General features: G+C 46.8%; 21 protein-coding genes and 1 pseudogene. 5 read left to right on the forward strand and 17 right to left on the reverse strand.

Going from position 1 to position 18,467, the window contains the following annotated elements; translation table 11 throughout:
* Positions 1-124 precede the first annotated feature (124 nt).
* A complete protein-coding gene (ggt, locus tag H2R00_RS08205; protein WP_154994988.1) occupies positions 125-1,882 on the reverse strand; it encodes a gamma-glutamyltransferase in 1,758 nt (585 codons plus the stop codon).
* 332 nt (positions 1,883-2,214) lie between these two features.
* Here ggt and H2R00_RS08210 point away from each other — a divergent pair, with 332 nt between their 5' ends.
* The 5 genes from H2R00_RS08210 to H2R00_RS21210 all read left to right on the forward strand — a co-directional run bounded on the left by H2R00_RS08210 (position 2,215) and on the right by H2R00_RS21210 (position 5,099).
* A complete protein-coding gene (locus H2R00_RS08210; RefSeq protein ID WP_003180884.1) occupies positions 2,215-2,832 on the forward strand; it encodes a DUF47 domain-containing protein in 618 nt (205 codons plus the stop codon).
* A 12-nt stretch (positions 2,833-2,844) separates the two neighbouring features.
* Positions 2,845-3,843, forward strand: coding sequence for an inorganic phosphate transporter (locus tag H2R00_RS08215; RefSeq protein ID WP_075753239.1), 999 nt, complete (start codon positions 2,845-2,847; stop codon positions 3,841-3,843).
* 109 nt (positions 3,844-3,952) lie between these two features.
* Positions 3,953-4,699 (forward strand): type II toxin-antitoxin system SpoIISA family toxin, encoded by a 747-nt coding sequence (locus H2R00_RS08220; RefSeq protein WP_154994986.1) that lies wholly within the window; start codon positions 3,953-3,955, stop codon positions 4,697-4,699.
* Entirely contained in the window at positions 4,699-4,872 is a 174-nt protein-coding gene (locus tag H2R00_RS08225) for a type II toxin-antitoxin system SpoIISB family antitoxin (protein WP_043925301.1), read from the forward strand. Before H2R00_RS08220 ends, H2R00_RS08225 begins: the two co-directional genes overlap by 1 nt.
* A gap of 95 nt (positions 4,873-4,967) precedes the next feature.
* A complete protein-coding gene (locus tag H2R00_RS21210; protein ID WP_003180875.1) occupies positions 4,968-5,099 on the forward strand; it encodes a hypothetical protein in 132 nt (43 codons plus the stop codon).
* Between the two features lie 62 nt (positions 5,100-5,161).
* Here the strand turns inward: H2R00_RS21210 and H2R00_RS08230 are convergent.
* From H2R00_RS08230 to H2R00_RS08305, 16 genes and pseudogenes are all read right to left on the reverse strand, one after another.
* Positions 5,162-6,434, reverse strand: a pseudogene (locus H2R00_RS08230) (MFS transporter).
* Between the two features lie 50 nt (positions 6,435-6,484).
* Positions 6,485-7,498 carry a zinc-binding alcohol dehydrogenase family protein gene (locus H2R00_RS08235; RefSeq protein ID WP_182070816.1) on the reverse strand — a complete coding sequence of 338 codons (1,014 nt, stop codon included), beginning with the start codon at positions 7,496-7,498 and terminating at the stop codon, positions 6,485-6,487.
* Positions 7,499-7,523: 25 nt separating this feature from the next.
* The gene (locus H2R00_RS08240) at positions 7,524-8,372 is read right to left on the reverse strand and encodes an SDR family oxidoreductase (RefSeq protein ID WP_182070817.1); all 849 of its coding nucleotides are present in this window, start codon (positions 8,370-8,372) and stop codon (positions 7,524-7,526) included.
* Positions 8,348-9,445 (reverse strand): mannonate dehydratase, encoded by a 1,098-nt coding sequence (uxuA, locus tag H2R00_RS08245; protein WP_182070818.1) that lies wholly within the window; start codon positions 9,443-9,445, stop codon positions 8,348-8,350. The genes H2R00_RS08240 and uxuA overlap by 25 nt, the downstream gene beginning before the upstream one ends.
* 20 nt (positions 9,446-9,465) lie before the next feature.
* Positions 9,466-10,482: a zinc-binding alcohol dehydrogenase family protein gene (locus H2R00_RS08250; protein WP_182070819.1), complete on the reverse strand. Its 1,017-nt coding sequence runs from the start codon at positions 10,480-10,482 to the stop codon at positions 9,466-9,468.
* A 22-nt stretch (positions 10,483-10,504) separates the two neighbouring features.
* Positions 10,505-11,182 carry a GntR family transcriptional regulator gene (locus H2R00_RS08255; protein ID WP_182070820.1) on the reverse strand — a complete coding sequence of 226 codons (678 nt, stop codon included), beginning with the start codon at positions 11,180-11,182 and terminating at the stop codon, positions 10,505-10,507.
* 99 nt (positions 11,183-11,281) lie between these two features.
* Positions 11,282-12,346 (reverse strand): peptidoglycan recognition protein family protein, encoded by a 1,065-nt coding sequence (locus H2R00_RS08260; RefSeq protein ID WP_182070821.1) that lies wholly within the window; start codon positions 12,344-12,346, stop codon positions 11,282-11,284.
* Positions 12,347-12,398: 52 nt separating this feature from the next.
* Complete coding sequence (locus H2R00_RS08265; RefSeq protein ID WP_154994969.1) at positions 12,399-12,662, reverse strand: phage holin; 264 nt, start codon at positions 12,660-12,662, stop codon at positions 12,399-12,401.
* Between the two features lie 14 nt (positions 12,663-12,676).
* Complete coding sequence (locus tag H2R00_RS08270; RefSeq protein ID WP_176275900.1) at positions 12,677-12,940, reverse strand: hemolysin XhlA family protein; 264 nt, start codon at positions 12,938-12,940, stop codon at positions 12,677-12,679.
* 85 nt (positions 12,941-13,025) lie between these two features.
* Complete coding sequence (locus H2R00_RS08275) at positions 13,026-14,201, reverse strand: XkdV family phage structural protein (RefSeq protein ID WP_182070822.1); 1,176 nt, start codon at positions 14,199-14,201, stop codon at positions 13,026-13,028.
* A gap of 153 nt (positions 14,202-14,354) precedes the next feature.
* A complete protein-coding gene (locus tag H2R00_RS08280) occupies positions 14,355-14,741 on the reverse strand; it encodes a phage tail-collar fiber domain-containing protein (RefSeq protein WP_182070823.1) in 387 nt (128 codons plus the stop codon).
* 13 nt (positions 14,742-14,754) lie between these two features.
* Positions 14,755-15,675: a YmfQ family protein gene (locus H2R00_RS08285; protein ID WP_182070824.1), complete on the reverse strand. Its 921-nt coding sequence runs from the start codon at positions 15,673-15,675 to the stop codon at positions 14,755-14,757.
* On the reverse strand, positions 15,662-16,705 hold the full coding sequence (locus H2R00_RS08290) for a baseplate J/gp47 family protein (RefSeq protein ID WP_182070825.1): 1,044 nt from the start codon (positions 16,703-16,705) through the stop codon (positions 15,662-15,664). The genes H2R00_RS08285 and H2R00_RS08290 overlap by 14 nt, the downstream gene beginning before the upstream one ends.
* Positions 16,698-17,123: a DUF2634 domain-containing protein gene (locus H2R00_RS08295; protein ID WP_043925288.1), complete on the reverse strand. Its 426-nt coding sequence runs from the start codon at positions 17,121-17,123 to the stop codon at positions 16,698-16,700. The genes H2R00_RS08290 and H2R00_RS08295 overlap by 8 nt, the downstream gene beginning before the upstream one ends.
* A gap of 18 nt (positions 17,124-17,141) precedes the next feature.
* A complete protein-coding gene (locus tag H2R00_RS08300; protein ID WP_154994959.1) occupies positions 17,142-17,450 on the reverse strand; it encodes a DUF2577 domain-containing protein in 309 nt (102 codons plus the stop codon).
* Positions 17,447-18,427, reverse strand: coding sequence for an XkdQ/YqbQ family protein (locus H2R00_RS08305; RefSeq protein WP_154994957.1), 981 nt, complete (start codon positions 18,425-18,427; stop codon positions 17,447-17,449). Before H2R00_RS08305 ends, H2R00_RS08300 begins: the two co-directional genes overlap by 4 nt.
* Positions 18,428-18,467 lie beyond the last annotated feature (40 nt).

An 18,467-nucleotide genomic window follows, 5' to 3' on the forward strand; every position in this document is an offset into this window, starting at 1 on the left:
TCATTTCTCAGTAAACGCTTACAAAAAATATATTTCTCTTCTTTCGAAAAAAATCCTCTTTTCCCAGCTCGCTGACAGACGGAAGAAGGCTTGATCTAAAAGCCTTAGACCAAGCCTTGCTCTGCTATTTAGCCGATGTCTTAATGTTGACGCCGACCGCCGTCCCGTTTCTGCTCGAATCGGCAACCCCCATAAATGTTTTGTTCTCCCGGTCAATGAAAATGCTTTGGACATTGCCGATATCAACCGGATTCGCGCCGAATCTGTGGCCGAAGTCATTGAGCTTCAGTCTGACATCCTTCGGCATTCCGGATTCATAGCGGTACGAAGTCAGGCTGTTCGTATAGATTCTCGGCTCTTCAATCGCATCCTGAAGGCTCATGCCGTACTCAAAATAATTCAAGATCGTCTGGAAAACGGAAGCAATGATCGTCGTTCCGCCCGGGGAACCGACAGTCAGCACCGGTTTTTCGTCTTTAAACACGATCGTCGGCGTCATGCTTGAAAGCGGCCTTTTATTCGGCTGCACTTCGTTGGCTCCGCCTGGAACCGCATCAAAATCGGTCAGTTCATTGTTTAAAAACAGTCCGTACCCGGGCACTAAAATCCCCGTTCCAAAAAGCTGTTCAATCGTTGTCGTATAAGAGACAACATTGCCCCACTGATCCGTGACGGTAAAATGCGTCGTCTCCCCGATCGTTTTATCTTCAGGCTGAGGCACGATTTCATAATTCGGCTCTCCCGCTTCGTATTTCCAAGGATCGCCCGCTTTCACATCGCGGTTCATCGAATCAAGGCTAATCAGCTGCTGCCGCTCCTTAATATAATCGGGATCGAGCAGCCCTTTCAGCGGAACATCGACAAATTCCGGATCGCCCGCATATGCCGCCCTGTCCGCATAGGAGAGGTGCATCGTTTCCGCGAGCAGATGATATTTTTCAAACGATTTTGGATCGTATTGCGATAAATGAAAATCATCAATCAATTTCAGCATCTGCAGCATGAACACTCCGCCTGAGCTTGGAGGAGGCATGCTTGCAATATCATAGCCGTGGTACTCGCCCCAGATCGGCTTATCTGTTGTGACCTCATAACGGGACAGGTCATCAGGTGTCATCGAACCCCCGAAATCCTGCACAACATCTGCAATCGCCCGGCCGATTTCTCCATCATAAAAGGCTTTTGACCCTTCTTTCCGTATTAATTTAAACGTCTTGGCCAAATCCTTTTGTACGAGGGTATCGCCTTCTTTCAAAGGTTCACCGTCCGGAAGGAAAATATCCTTTGCGGCCGTTTTGCTCAGCTTGTCCTGATGGTTCTTTATCGCGTCAGCTAAAACCGAATCGATTGGAAACCCTTCTTCTGCAAGCTTAATGGAAGGCGAGATCAAGTCTTCCATTTTCTTTGTTCCCCACTTTTTATGCGCTGCTTCCAGCCCTTTCAGCGTTCCCGGCACACCGACCGCATTTCCGTGTCTCGACCTTTCTGAAAAAGGAATAACCTTTCCGTCTTCATCCAAAAACATGTCAGGTTTGGCACCCTCTGGAGCACGCTCCCTGCTGTTGATGATCGACGTTTCCTTCGTCTCACCATCGTAGACCATCATGAACCCGCCGCCGCCGATTCCCGACATCATCGGCTCTGTTACATTCAGTGCGTACTGGATCGCAATAGCTGCATCAATGGCATTCCCGCCCTTTTTCAAAACTTCGGCTCCGATTTTTGATGCAAGCGGATGGGCCGTAGCCACCATACCGTCTTTTCCGACGGCGACTTTATCACCATCTCCGCCGCTCATGACCCCTTCTGCTTTCGAGACCGGACTGAAAAAGCAACCAACCGCCAAGCAAAACGCAACAACTAAGAAAGCTAACCGTCTCATCAGATCACCTTCCTTTCCAGTTTATTACTACTATAACAGGAAAATGAACTGAAAATAAGGAAAACTCTCAATTTTCTATTTTTTTGAACCTAAACTCCTAAAATCTATAAAAAAATCCTGTCATTCGTCCTTTTGGCACAATGATATAAAAGGATAAACCGCCTATTATCATCATAAAATCCCGGCTGGCAGTTGGTGCTTGCGCCCAACTAAAAGGTGTGAAGATTTTAAAATTAAATGGTTTTTTTCGACTGCACCTGTTTTTTTTCGACAAAAAGTTATATAATATTTTGATGTGTGCATTGTCTCATTTAAACAATGGAGGGTTACAAATGTTGAAAAGAAAAAAGGACAAGTTTTCCGTGCTTTTGACGGAAATTGCAAAAAATTTAGATGAAACAGCTGAGTATTTTGTTAACTATAAAGTGACGAATCAGACAACCCTTAAAGAATTCGCGGATACCTTAAAAGAGTATGAGACAAAAGGAGATAATTATGTACATACGATGATTAAGGAGCTGAACAAAGCATTTATCACGCCGATCGAACGCGAGGACATCCTTCAGCTTACAAACAGTCTCGATGATGTACTCGACGGCATCGAGCACTTTTCGGCCATGATGGAAATATTCTCGATCACATCTTCAGATGAGCATATTGATAAATTCAGCGGCTATATCAGAGAATGCGCAAAAGAAATTCTGGTGACGATTGAATTGCTGGCGGAAAATCGCCTGAAAGAAATTCAGCCGCACGCCATTAAAATTAAAGAATACGAACATAACTGCGATAACCTGCACCGCAAATCGCTGAAAAATCTTTTCGGTAAAGAGACAGATCCGATTAAAGTGATCCAGTACAGAGAAATCTATGAGACGCTTGAAGAAATCGCAGATTCATGCCAAAGTGTAGCAAACAATTTAGAAACCATCATAATGAAAAATGCGTAACGAGGGATTATAATGGATCTTTTATTTGTATTAACCATATTGATTGTCATCTTTGCTTTGGCATTTGACTTTATCAACGGCTTTCATGATACGGCAAATGCGATCGCCACCTCGGTATCGACAAAAGCGTTAAAACCAAGGCACGCCATCATTATGGCCGCTGTCATGAACTTCGCCGGCGCCATGACGTTTACAGGCGTAGCGAAAACAATTACGAGCGACATCGCCGACCCTTTCAAGCTGGAAAACGGATCGGTCGTGATCCTTGCAGCTCTTATCGCCGGCATTACATGGAACCTAGTGACCTGGTATTTCGGAATTCCCAGCAGCTCTTCCCACGCGATCATCGGAGCGATTGCCGGAGCTGTCATCGCATCGGAAGGATTCGCCGCGATTAAATACCACGGATTTATTAAAATTATCGAAGCACTTATATTATCGCCCATTTTGGCGTTTGTTTTAGGATATTTGATCTACAGCATCGTCAAAGTCATTTTTAAGAACAGCAATCTGGCAAAAACGAATAAGCGGTTCCGGCGCGTTCAAATCGCGACAGCTGCCATTCAGTCCTATACGCACGGCACGAACGATGCACAGAAAGCGATGGGTATCATTACGATGGCTTTAATTGCGGGTAACTTGCACAGTACAACCGACATCCCGTTCTGGGTGCAGTTTGCATGCGCCACGGCCATGGGTCTCGGAACATCTGTCGGCGGCTGGAAAATCATCAAAACCGTCGGCGGAAAAATCATGAAGATCCGTCCCGTCAATGGTGTCTCTGCAGATTTGACTGGAGCCCTCATCATCTTTGGTGCGACGATCGTCCATTTGCCTGTCAGCACGACACACGTCATTTCTTCATCCATTTTAGGTGTGGGTGCCTCCCACCGGGTGAAAGGCGTAAACTGGGGCACCGCAAAGCGGATGTTGATCACATGGGTTATTACCCTTCCCATTTCGGCAACCATCGGTGCATTTGCCTATTTCATACTTGATTTATTCTTTTAATCAGCACACTCCCGTCCGAATCTAGGACGGGAGTTTTCATGTTTAAAAGAAAGCCGGCATAACAATAGAATAGGAACTGCACTATTTCTCGGGAAGAGGGAAACAAGTTATGCTGCTATTTTATCAATTCCTTGTTTGGCTCATTGTTTTGGCGCTGTCTCTGTACGTGGCTGCCGTGTGGTGTTTTGAAAAAAAGCTCACCGAAAAAACGGTCGCGATCCGAAAAACGTGGTACCTGCTTTATGTTATCGGCGCCGTGATTTATTGGACGCACGATCCGCAGTCGATTTTCACGAACCCGCTTCATTACCTGATCGTTGCCGTTTTTTTCACGCTGACAGACGCTTTTATTTTCTTAAACGCCTACTTTAAAAAGCTCGGCAGCTCCGAACTCGCGACAGACACAAGAATGCTTCTCGAAGAAAACAACGACCTCCTCCACACGTATCAAAACAGGCTGAAAACGTTTCAATACCTATTGAAAAACGAACCGATCCACATCTATTATGGAAATATAGAAGCGTATGCAGAAGGCATCGAAAAGCTCATCAAACGGTTTGCCGAAAAAATGAATATATCCGCTGCACTTTGCGAATATAATTCAGAAGAAAGCAAGGATCATTTGCTTGAGCATATGGAAAACCGGTTCGATGTTCAAGAAAAGCTTGAGCGCAAAGACGTTTATTATGAAGAAAACGGAAAAATGGTCCTCATTCCTTTTTCCATCCACGATTTTGACTATGTCATGAAGTTAACCTCAGAAGACCTTGTCACAGAATTTGATTATCTCCTGTTTACTTCTTTAACAAGCATCTATGATCTTCTGCTACCAAACGAAGAGGAAGGTGACGACTGATGGAGCCTGCTTTTCAGCAAGACCAGGAAAGCGTAAAAAAGCGCCTCGCCTTTAAAATGTTTAAAAAGCAATCCAAAACCAATATCGCGAAATACGAAGTCAGCCCCCATACCGAACGGATTTTCCGGCAAAACGAACGGCTGATCGGCGAGTATAAAAGAAAAAAAGCTTAAACGAGGACGGGAAAATTTCTCCCGTCCTTATTCCGTTTTCCCGTTTCATACATACAATAAACCAATCAACTAAAAGCGCTGAATTAGGTGATGCTGTGAAAAAACTGAAAAAACAAGTCAAACACGTCGATTTCGCAAAATTTGGCCTATCGGACTATACCTCTCTTCTCAGAAGAAGAAGCGAGAAAATCATTAAAACGCTGAACAGAAGAAAAAACAAACCGTGAAACTTGCACTTTCACCCTCCTTCTCTGCTGAGAAGGGGGTTATTTTCATGTCTACAGGAGCATCATAAAGGATGCCCCTGTCCGCCTTCTCCAACAGGTTGAGGCAGCTTTTCAGAACGTATCGGTTTCACAAATAAAGCGACGCAAATAGAACCTGCCACCGCCCAGCCCTCCCGCAAGCAAAAAAGCGCTTGTGAAAGCCCCGGTGTACTCGACGATGTACCCTGTAACCGTCGGACCGATTATGCCGGACGTATTGGCAAGAAAATGCATGAATCCGCTCACGCCCCCAACCCTGTCTGGATGAACGATATCCTGTATAATCGCCCAGTATGTGATGCCGGTCAAATACAAAAAGAAAACCGATAGTGCGACAAGTGCAACAGCTCCAAACGCGGTAGTGACAAGCCCGGCAAATCCAATGCATACCGCCGCAGCCAAAAGGCAGCACACAAGCACGGCTTTTCTCGAAAACATCTGTTTGCCCGTCAGCTTGAACAGATAATCTGAAATAAATCCCCCAAGCGCAAGACCTAGAAATCCGACAACCCACGGTATAATCGTTGCAACGCTCATATCGTGAATGCTCAGCCCCCGGGCTGTCGTTAAATAGCTCGGAAACCACGTTAAGAAAAAGAACAAAATATAGTTATAGGAAAAGAATGCGAATGCCGTAAACAGCACGGTCGGCTGCTTCAAATAAAAAGACAGCGGGATGCGGGTGTCCTTTTTCGGACGCACTTCTTTTTCAGCGGACAAACTGTGGGAATCATCCGGCTTATCTTTCATGAATTTTATCCAGAACCAAGTCCAGACAAGCCCGATGATCATGATCAACACAAAGGAAGCTTTCCACCCCCAATGGATGGCAATCAATCCGACGATCGGACCTGAAATGGCTCCGCCGAGCGGCGTTCCGCACATTGTCATGCCGAGCGCTCTTGCTCTTTCTTTTTGCGGAAACCAATTGTTGACCGACTTGCTCGTTGCTGCTGACAGCGGACCTTCCCCCATGCCGAAAATGACGCGGATGATGAACAGTGAAACGAAATTATATGTCAGTGCAATGGCGCCGCTGAAAACCGACCATACGACCATTGCGGCCGACAGCGTATGTTTCGCTCCGTATTTGTCTGATGCCCAGCCGCCGATAAAATTAAAGATGGCATATCCGATGAAAAAACTGCTGAACAGCATGCCCATCTGCGCCGGACGTATGTTCAAATCTTCCTGAATAAAAGGAGCAGCGACAGACAATGCCGAACGATCCAAATAATTAATTACTCCCGCCAAAAAAAGCATCACGATGACAAACCCGCGGCCGTTTGAAAACATGGGCAACCCCCTCTTTCCAGTTTTAGAGAACGCTTTCATTTTGTGCGATCTTACAGATGGATCAACACTTTCACAGGATTGGTTTCCGGAGCAAGTGCTGATTGAAATCTGTCAACAACATCGCGGAACGCAATCTGTCCGGTAATAAACCGGTTCGCATCCGCTCCGCCATCCCTGATGGCTTTCATCACCGTCTCAAAATCGCTTCTTAATGCGTTGCGGCTGGATAAAATCGTCAGCTCCCGCTTGTGGATTTCAGGATCGGGCATGGCCAGATGGTCGTTGATCAGTCCGACATAGATGAGCCGTCCCCCGTGTGCGACGTACTGATAAGCGCTGTTCATCGATGCAAGATGCCCTGTCGCGTCAAAGACAGCCGTCGGAAAGTCGCCGTTCGTCAACCGTTTGATCTCCTCTGCCGCATGTTCTCCCGCTAATACGACTTCATCGGCTTCAGCCCATTCGCGGCTAAACGTGAGGCGCTCTTTTCTAACATCCATCGCGATGATTTTCGCCCCCTTCAATTTTGCGAATTTCATCACGCTGAGTCCGATGGGCCCCGCTCCAACGACAAGCACCGTTTCCCCTTTTTTGATATTTGCCCTTTCTGCAGCGTGGGCGCCGATGCTCAAACATTCAACGACAGCGGCTTCGCTGAGCGTCAATCCTTCTGTTTTTATCAGGTGGTCTGCCGGGATATTTATGTATTCCCGCATTCCCCCATCTGTATGGACACCGAGGACGTTCAGATTCACGCAGCAGTTGGGCCGGCCGTTCCGGCAGGCGATGCATGTCCCGCATTCCAAATAAGGAATAATTGACACTTGATCGCCCGGCTTGAACGTTCCGCCGGTATCATTGATGCTGACAATTTCACCGGACAGTTCGTGTCCGAGCACTCTTGGATAAGAGAAAAACGGCTGTCTTCCGCAATAAGCGTGAAAATCCGTCCCGCAAATTCCGATCCGTTTAATGCGGACCAATGCTTCCCCATCCTTTAGTTCCGGCATTTTCACATCCGTCATTTTAAAATGATAAGGCTTTTCACACACAATCTGCTTCATGTATCGGCCTCCCCTTTATCGCGTTTTAGACACCGGCATAAGCAGTAAATCCGCCATCTACCGGCACTGTTATGCCGGTAACAAACCCGGACATATTCTCATCCGCCAGCCAAAGCAGCGTCCCCAGCAAATCTTCCGGTTTGCCGAAACGCTTCATCGGGGTGTGAGAGATGATCTTCTTTGCTCTATCAGTAAATTCGCCGTTTTGATCAAGAAGAAGCCGTTCATTTTGATTGGTTAGGAAAAATCCCGGGGCAATGGCGTTGACCCTGATTCCCGTTTCGGCCAGATAGACGGCCAGCCATTTCGTAAAATTGTCGATGCCCGCTTTCGCCGCGCTGTATGCAGGCACTTTCGTCATCGGGGTTTGGGCGCTCATTGAAGAAATATTGATCACGGATGCCCCTTTTTGATTCAGCATCATTTTTGCAAATTGCTGTGTTGGAATGAAAGAACCGAGGAAGTTTAAATTGAGAACAGAACCGACATCATCGCAGTTCAGATCAAATAATGTCTTAATGTTGTCCTGGAAGAGGTGCTCGGAGTTGAATGTTTCATCTGATGTCGTGCCATTGGGGTGATTACCGCCGGCCCCGTTCACCAATAGATCACAGCCGCCGAATCGGTCAGCCACAACACGTTTCGCCTGTTCAACGCTCTGTTGATTGATGACATCACACTCAACGGCAATCGCTGCGCCGCCGGCTTTTCGAATAGCTTCGGCCACGAGCTCTCCTTTTTCAACGGTTCGATTAAGAATGGCAACATTCATACCCTGCCGGCCGAGCTCTTTCGCCATCGCGCCGCAAAGCACCCCGCTGCCGCCTGTGATGACCGCAGTTTTTCCCGCTAAATTTTCATGGATTTCAAGCATTGTGAAGCCTCCCGTTTTTCTCTATTAAGCGAATCCCATATGCCCCATAAATACATGATGCCGAGCGCCCTGTCATACAGACCGTAGCCTGGCCTGCACTTTTCATCCCAGATGTGGCGGCCGTGATCCGGACGCACATAGCCTGAAAAACCTGTTTCATGATAGGCTTTGACAATCCCGCAAATGTCAACGGTGCCATCTTTTGTTCTGTGCGATGTTTCGATAAAATCACCGTTTTCGTAGACTTTGACGTTTCGGATATGGGCAAATGGAATCCGGTCGGCATACGCATGGATCATGGCGGAAAGATCGTTTTCGGGGTTGGCCCCCAATGAACCGCTGCACAGTGTCACGCCATTAGCCGGATGATCGACAAGCTGAAGCAGCCGCCCGATGCGTTTTCCTGAAGTCATGATGCGCGGGAGTCCGAAAACCGGCCACGGCGGATCATCGGGATGGATCGCCATTTTGATTCCGCAGCGTGCGGCGGTTGGAATGATGTGTTCAAGAAAATAGTGAAGATGGCTCCACAGATCCTCCTCCGTCACATTTTGATAGGCTTCAAACAGCCTTGTCACATGTTCCAGCCGCTCCGGTTCCCAGCCGGGCATCGTGAATTCGCGGTGATTGGCGATTTGATCGACAAGCGCAAAAGGGTCGATTGTGTGCACCTTTGCGTGCTCATAAAACAGAGCGGTGGAACCGTCTGGAGCCTTTTTGTATAAATCGGTCCGCAGCCAGTCAAATACAGGCATAAAATTGTAGCAGATCACTTTTACGCCGGCTTTGGCCAAATTTTCAATCGTTCGCTTGTATTTTTCAATATACAGATCTCTCGTCGGCAGCCCGAGCTTAATATCCTCATGAATGTTAACGCTTTCAACGACTTCAATGTGAAAACCGTGCTGTTCACACTGCCGTTTCACCTCTAAGATCTCTTCCAATGGCCATTCTTCACCTGGCGGCTGATGGTGAAGCGCCCAAACGATGCCCTCTACACCGGGAATCTGCCTGATCTGCTCAAGGGTGACGGAGTCGTTTCCTTCTCCATACCATCTGAAAACCATTTTCATCACACTTCCTCCTCACCGATTCAATAAGATAAAATGATCTTTGTGACCTGATGGGGACAGTTTTTCGCTTTTTTCAACGCCTCTTCTATTTTCATAAAAGGCATGATCTCAGTGACAAAAGACCGGGCTATTTCAGGGTTTTCATTCAAAAATTGAATAACGCCGGAAAATTGATTGACGCTGTGTTTTGTTCCATAAATTTCAATATCTTTCTTTGTGAGAAGAAGACCCGGAATCGTCACATTCTCCCCCGTTAAGCCGACAATAACAATGCGCCCGGCAGCAGCTGCCAAATGGACAGATTGCTCAATGGTCGCGGGAATCCCGGCAGCTTCGAACACAATCCCCGCTCCTTCTCCGTCTGTCAGCTTCAGAATCATTTGCTCGGCATCCTCTTCACCAGGCTGAATAACGGCATCCGCACCGAATGACTCGGCAAGCTCAAGCCTTTCCCTTACAGGATCGACAGTGATCACACGAACGTCAAAGCGCTTTTTAATCTGTGCCAAAATCGTTAACCCGATCGGACCCATTCCCAATATGACAATCGTTTCGCCTGTTTGAATATCTGCCCGCCGAACCGCCTGCGCTCCGATTGAAAACGGCTCGCACAACGCAGCGGTTGCAAAATCCATTTGCTCAGGAATCGGATGGACATGCGTTTCCGGAACAATGATAAAATCAGCGAACCCTCCTCTGCGAACCGACCCAATCATATCGATATTCACACAGGCGTTTGTCCTCCCTTTCCGACAAGGGTAGCAGCCTCCGCACGGAATAGCCGGTTCAATGACAACCCGTTCGCCTGCGGATCGCTCCCTCACACCGGCCCCCGTTTTTTCAATGATGCCTGCAAGCTCATGGCCAAAGATCTGAGGGTACTGTGCATATGGATTTGAGCCGTCGTAAAAATGCACATCACTGCCGCAAATCCCGGCGGCTTTTACCTTGACAAGGACTTCGCCGCTGGCCGGTTCGGGACGCGGAATGTCGCGAAATTCAATCGAAAAAGGCTTCGTCATCACCGCAGCTTTCACATCACCACTCCTTTTAAAACGCTTACTTTTTGAAATAACCGGGAAACTCATCAACGAGCATCTCTTTATCGACGATAACCAGCTGCAAATGCTCTTCGGCAATCTCCTTGGCTTTTGCCTTCTGTTTTGTCTGAATCGCTTCTGTTAATGCCGCGTGTTGCTGATGAATCGTGTTCCAGTTAAAATCGGCGGCAAGCCTTAAAAAGCGGATTCTTTGGAAGGGAACGTTCATCTGCTGAATCGCAGCCCAAACATTCGCTTTTCCACAGCCTTCAAAAATCGTCTGATGAAAGGCTTCATCTAATTCAAACAAACTTTCATAGTTTTTCTGTGCGATCGATAATTCCTGCATCTTCACATTCTGTTCCAACTTAAACATAGCTTCCTGAGGAAAGTCTTCACACGCCAGTTCAGCTACAGCCTTTTCCAGGTTTTCCCGCATAAACCTCGCTTCCTCCACCAGGTCAAGATCGATGAGCGATACGCGGGTTCCTTTCTGCGGATAGACTTCGAGAAGCCCTTCTCTCGATAGCTGCAAAAAAGCCTCTCTGACCGGAGTGCGGCTGACTTCATACCGTTCTGAAATCTCTTTTTCCGATATCAGCTCACCCGGCACAAGCCGAAACTTCATGATTTCTTCTTTCAGCATCTGATAGATTTGGTCTCTGACAGAACGCGGGTTTAATTGTTTCATTGTCATGACTCTCACCTCCTCTCTGCCATACTACCATACAAGTATGGTTGTGGAATAGATGTTTTTCGAAAATTTCAAAAATATAAAGGAACTTTAAAAGTTCCTTTATTTCAAGAAGGCCATCATTTTCGCTTTTGTTTTCGGTCCGTATATCCCGTCCGCTCCCAAACCGTACATCAACTGAAAACGTTTCACCGCATTTGCCGTCTTCACTCCGTAGTATCCGTCGATCCCGTTGTTTTTGGCCCCTTTATCAGGGTAATAATAAAGAGCCGCAAGGGCTGTCTGGATTTGTGTGACGGCCGTTCCTTTCATCAGCGGGTTTTTCACCTTATAAATGCCGGCCGGGAGGGTCCACGTTTTGCTCTTGCTGCCCGCTGACGCTTCAGCGGCCGAGAGGGCTTTTTCAGTTGACGGGCCGTAAATGCCGTCGGCTTTAATTCCCGCTTTCTTTTGTAAAGAAACAACCGCCTGCACCGTCTCGTCTCCATAGCTTCCGTCCGCCCCGTACTTAGGCAGCGAAAAGCCGGCCGCGATCAAGCGCGTTTGCAGCTTTTTCACATGAGCGCCTGACATTCCTTTTTTGAGTATGATGCCAGATGACGAACTTGTCTGGCTGGTAGAGGCAGCCGACACGGATACGGTTTTCGTTCCCAAAAGGGCGTCTACTCTTTTACGGAAAGCTGACAATTGGCCGGCATCTCTCACCCACGGGGTTGGACAGCTTTTGTTGGTGACATCGTAATGGCGGACAATCCGATCTGCGGACAAACCGTATGTCTTGCACAAATCCGCTACAAGCTCTGCCGCATTGCGAATCGTCTCTTCATGGATAGTACCGTCTTTTTCTACGCACATTTCAACCCCGAGCGCCGTGGTATTGGCATTCGGCTTCAGGAAGCTGACATAGCAGCGGTTTTGATCATGCGCATGATAAGCGACTTCATGATCGGGAATAATATGCTGCGCCTCATGACGGTCGACAAAATAGTGAGCCGATGCATAACGCTTGTCAGCAATGCAGGTGCCATTGAAATAATTGCGCTCATTCAAAGCCGAAGCCCCGGGCGTCGCCGTCCAATGCATGACAATTCCTTTGACTGCCGCAAGCTTCAGCCCGGGACGGGTGTATTGATTGATTTTTACAAAGTTCTTGATTACTTTGACCAAACTTCATCATTCCTTTTCAAATGCAATTCAGGAAGCCGCCTGAAAAGCAGCTTCATTTCGTTAAACCTTTTTTCTGTAAAACTTCTTTTTGCATTTTCCCTTTGCTTGTCACATAGTTGTTCTTATACCAGGCAATCAGCGATGCAGCGATCGTAAAAGCCGCAGACCCGGCTGAATAGAGGGCATCCGCCAATGTATGAATCTGATCTTCTGTGACCGGTAAAACCGGCTTTCCAAACATGATCAACGTCTGATTGACCAGCGCAATAAAAAGAAGCACCGTCCTGACGACCGTGCCTTTGTCCATATGTTTCATGATGATGTCCTCCCTTATTTCTGCAATAAATTATAAAAAACAGCGATCGCGCCGCCGATGATGCCGGTGCTGACCGCTGTAATAATCGCGCCTGTGATGCTGCGCTTGATCCAAGTTGTATTCTCTTCGATTTTGTTCAGCTTTTCGTTAATCGAGATGATTTGCTGATCGTGGCGGTCTGATGTTCTTTCGAGTGTACTGACGCGTTTTTCGAGTATTTTTTGCCCGGACTTTAATTCTGTAATCTCTTTCTGAAAAATATCGTTTGATTGCACCATCTCTTATCCCCCCTTTACACTTGTACCTCGATATTTATTATGCTGACAAAAAAGTATGTTATCGAAATTTATAACCCCTTACTTTTTAAAGGGGAATCACTTCATCTAAACCATAAGATGTAATGTTCTCAAGTTTATCTGCAATCTGGCCTTCCAATCTCATATTTCCATCAGGTTCAATATATAACTTAGTCATCCCTGTGGTACCGAAAATCGGAACAATTCTGCTTCGAAATTTTGACGGCCGATAGGCTTCCGGAAGTGTCCCAAAAACAACACCCCTTTTTGTCACAATTTCCCCCTCTAATATTAGAAGTCCGCCCATTAAACCACAACGCACCTTTCGATCACCATGGGAAGCTCCGTTCTTAAGGGGAACTTCGGTCCATGATGGCTCTAAATCAGCAGCTGTTATAATTCGCTTCCATCCCTTGAAAATTCCATCAGAATGAACAGATCCATGCCATAATGTATTATCATAAGTACGCCATGCATATATTGTTTTTCGTTCTGCATCAGCCTCAATGACATCATAGGTAAACCAGGAACTATCTTGGACCGGGTTATTTTGCACCTCATTCCCTAATGCAACATAAAATCCGGTCGGCAGTTTTAGAATATCTGCTCCACCTTGTAATCTTGTCCTTGAACCTTGATCATTCGTTAACTTGTATAATTGTCCGCTACTCCATTTTTTACGTTCTTGGACGGAAATATGAAGGTCGGGGTTGTCCGCATGAGCATCTACTTTTGTTTGAGACCCTTCCGTAGTTTCCAATTCCGTCCATTCCGTCCATTTGCCTCCCGAAATTGATTTTCGATAGGTTTTATTTGCTCTGTCAAAAGCGATAATTTGTCCTTCATTTCCCTCAGGATTACATGTCCAAATTCCCCTGATAGAAGGCCCTGGGCCGTTTAGTGCCCCTGACTCCGCCGTAAAATGAATAAGCCCTGTATGCTGCGGGAGAACCACATGAAAATCTTCATTTTCACGAATATTAATTTTTCCTTGCCCATCTTCCTGAGTAATATTAAACAATTGACTCTCATTCCATTTGTGTCGATCATTTTCAGTAATATGCAGTGTGCTGTCTTTTACATGTGAATCTAGCTCTTTTTTTGTTGCTGTTTTTTGATCGATCTCATCAATATAGTTTGCAATCAGTTGATCATTTTCATTGAGCTGATCGACAACTTTATTAAAAAGATCAGCATGTGCCCGATCTGTTGTTTTAAAACTCATTGGTCTTTTTATATCCATCCTGTCTTCGCCTCTCATTCAATTGTGATGACTATTGCTGTATTTTTTTTATTTCTGTTTGGCACCACTCTGGTGTATTTTGTTTTCTTATTTAGGATAAAAAACAGGAACCGGGCGTCTCGGTTTTTGGATGTCCACCTTGTTTCAGCTCCTTTAATAAATGTCGTCGATTTCAAAGACGAACTCGATGTCGCCGTCTTTTTGCTTATCTGTCATCGTTCTGACCGCTGTAAATTTTCCGGCTTCATCAACAAGGGCGAGCTCGTTGATCGTTTCCCCTGCCAGTTCGCTTTCTCTCAATGTACATGTATAGCGGACTTTCGCCGGCTCCATGAAGACAAAGCTGTCGATGTCCTTTTGCAGGAGTTCGTTTTTCAGCGCCTGTTCGTTGCCCTGTAGAGGAACAGGTTCGCCTTTATCGTTTGTACCTCCGTTTCCGAAAGCCATTTTTGTGATTTTGGTGAGCTTGCCGCCCTCAGCCCGTGCTTTTGCCATTTGCTGTCTTGCATAAAGCGTTGTCACTGTTAATTGTTGTGCCATTTTGATTTCTCCTTTACAATGCGATTTTTTGCGCCGCTGCTGCCAGCTGCTTTGTACCGTCGAGCAAAAATGCGCCGTTTAGCGTCCACCACTTCTCTCTCATTTCAAGCGCGCCTGCTTGCTTAAATTCATGCTCGCATTTGCAGCTGATTTTGAGGGATTGGACCTGTTTGTTTTGATTGCTGATGCCGGTTTTCATGCCTGCTTTTGCTTGCTGTTTCCACCGGTTTTCAGCGGCCGCCTTCATTGTAAAGCTCGAGGCGGACCGAATGTTTTGCCGCTTCTTGTGGCGCAGTGTGAGCTGCTGTTTAAACCTGCGGGGCAGACCGTCGATTTCTCGAAAACCGTTCAAGTAGAATGCATCATCAAGCAGATACTGTCCGTCCAAATAGACCGGTATCGTACCGAAAAAGCCGTTTTCACTTCTTAAAACGAGCCTGTTATGAACGCTTTTCGGCGGCCGACATTCATAATGAAACCCGCCCCGGAATGTATAAGCCAAATGGGCGGGCTTCATATGATTGACGGTTTGAATGATCGAAGGTATAAACTGCAGATCTTCACCGTTTACACTCAGCAAAAAATGATACCGTCCGGCCGTCAGTCTGACGGAGGCAGACGGCTGTTTTAAAAAAGCATTAACCGCTCGCTCGATCGAGCGGCTTGTAATCGGCGGAATATTGGACATCTTGGTTAACAGACGGGCCCTTCGAATATCGACGCCGTCTGAAGCCTCGCGTCTGACATTCAAAATCTTTTCCCACCTGTCCAGCCCCCATGTGGCCGTCGTGACGAAAAGCTGGTCCGTCATATCGAAAATCTCTTGATTTTGCCTTTCAAATTCAGGCGCTTCAGCCGTTATAATTTCTTGAATCTCCCGGATTTCCGTCAAGTATGGCGGCAGATGAAAAGCCATTTCATCAATCTTGCTCAATGATGGTCACCTGCCCCAGCTTTGGAATTTCCGTTTCTGTCAACTGCAGATTTTTCGCTTCCCCGTTGATGAAGACTTCCGAATAGTCACTGACAGAGGACGATTTATAGATCATATTGTTGATCTGCGAGAGACGGATGACACTTTCTTTAAAGGCCATTTCTTTAAACAATTCTGTGATTTTTTCTTCAATTTCCTGTTTGGCCTCATCGATCGTCCGGCCTGATTCAGGTATGATTTTTGCAGATATGCTCACGTCTTTCCATACCGCGCTTTCAACTGCGGTATAAGCTCCGATCGGCGCCATACCTTCCCCTTTGCCTGGATCGGGATCGATATACTGCTTGACTCTTTCGATTAATGCGTCAGAGGCTGGCTCCATTTTGGCGTTTGTAATGACAACTTTTACGGTTCCCTCGCCATTCCACAGCGGAAAGACCTTCGCTTTGCCGACGCCGTCCACTTCTTCGGCCCATTGTTTGTAATGCAGCTGATTCGCGCTGACCGCTTCCCTACGGACGCGGATCAAATACCTTTCATACAGGGATTCATCCGTCTCCTCGTCGCGGCCGGGAATTTCAAGGCTTCCCATAACCGCTTTTTCAAGTCCGGGAATGGTATCGAGCGGAAGCAAAGGCCGCCCCGAAAAATTGGCGTTTCCTTTTGTCCCGGCTGTTTCACATTCCAGCTTGCCGTCTTCGAGCATGGTAAAATATAAGTCTTCCAGAAAGAAACGGGTTCCGGGGGGAACCGATACTCCATCCGTAAATGCCGCAGACCAAATGGCTTTTGACGCCCGATAGCGCTCAAGACCGGCCTCAGCCGCCCTTCTGTCCAAATATTCGCCTTCAGCCGTATCCGCATAAACCAAATTCAGTACTTGATCAAGCCAAATATAAGAAAGCGCCAGCTCGGCAGCTGCCGGGGCAAGCGCATTCCAAATAACGCTGTTTTCACGCTTGTCAATCTCATCTGAAACCCGCTCAAGCATGCGTTCCATGATCTCTTCAAATGTCTGGTTTTCAAACATCTTCCCCTATCACCTCCTCGATTTCCAACGTCCCTTCATCGGTTTCAACCGAAAAGGACACGTGGAAGGCATCGCCTTGACGCTCAATCTCGAAATCGGTTACCGCAGAAATTCGGTCGTCGTAAATGAGGGCTTCCTCAATCAGTCTCGGTATCTCCATTTCTTTATAAGCGTCGGTCGTTTCATGATCTGAAAGAACCTCCTGCAGCTCATTTCCGATGTTATGGCTGTATACGGCGTATGCGTAGCGCTCAGTTCTCAGCGCCATGTAAACCATTTGTTCGACCGCTTCGAGTCCTGAAATCATATCACCCGTCATCCTGCCTGTTTCAAAATCAATTTTGTACGTTTTTGAAGTCTCAATCACTTCGCTGTCATCCTCGATATCTTCAAAAGATACTTCCGGTGAAAGAGCCACCCGAGCCACCTCCTACTCCTATATCCTGTCAATCACAAAAAACGACTGCCCTCCAGGCATGGCCGCAATCATCACGTGGTCGCCGGCATGCAATTGATTGTAAAAGCGAATCGTTTTGTCTTCTCCGTCAATCCGGATCTGTTCCGTATGTTCTGTCAAATGCCTGGCCACCACCAGTAAGTCGGAGGGGATCACCAATTTATCATGATTGCGGAGCTTCAGCTTAAGCGGAGAAGCGGACACGACTTCAGCCGGCATGACATCGACAGGCGATTCAGCGTTTACGGCTCCAAGAGCCAGCTCTTTTATCGCATCGCTTAATTTCATGAAGACGCTCCTTCAGGTATGGTGTTTTTAGCGACGACATCAATCGTCATCACATGCTTTGTCCCTGTAAAATCGTGTTTATCTTTATCAACCCAATAGGTCCCTTTAATGCCCGCTTCCGGAATCGATATATAAACCGGCAGTCCGCTTTGAACTTCCGGTATGCCGAGCGCCTGTATGCTTTTCAGCTCTTTTTTGACGCCTTTCTTTTCCGCCTGTATCTTCTTCGCCCGGTCGCGCAGCTGCGCCTCGTTAATATCATCCGAAACCGTCTCTGTGTACTGGAGTACGCCGAATTTTTTCATACCGGCTTCATCGCTGGCGGATGCGGTATAGGTTTTGTTATCTTTCTGCTTTCTCAGTTTCACCCGGGTTGCCGTTTCATCAATTGACGTACTGTAAGCGTAATCCGTAATGTTCACACCCGTTTCCAAAACCCAGATATTCTCCGGTTCGGGCCACGCTCTTAAACACAGCTTTCCCTTTTCGGCATACAGCTGATAGTTTTTTCCGGTTTGCTTTTTTGTTTCCCGCAGCGCTTTTAAAATGATGTCATATAGGCTCGTATTGTCTTTAAAGACGAGCGATTTAATCGTATGCCCCGTGTTTGCAATAGCGCCTTTGGGAATTTGAAAGTCGCTCGCAATTCGTTTGACAATGTCAGCGGCCGTTTTGTTCGAGAATACATATACATCCTGATTTTTCACCAAGTACTGAAGCATGTCGTACGCTTTAAACGTAAGCGTATATTCTTTCGGCACCCTGCTGAAAACAATTCCGCGAAACAGTTCTTTTCCTTTCCATTTAAATAAAACGGTATCGCCTTCCTGCACGCTGTAATATTTGTGGCTTCCCTGCTTGATCACAATCGACGCTTCGATCGAACGAGGGGCCTGGTACCTTTCTCCTTCCAAGGTGACGCTTTCGGTGACAAGTTCATACCATTCGCTTTCTTTTATGACAAATAATTCGATCATCGCTATCCCCTGCTTTTGATTTAACAGAAAAACGCCGGTT

Source organism: Bacillus haynesii (genome assembly GCF_014042035.1).
GTDB lineage: Bacteria > Bacillota > Bacilli > Bacillales > Bacillaceae > Bacillus > Bacillus haynesii.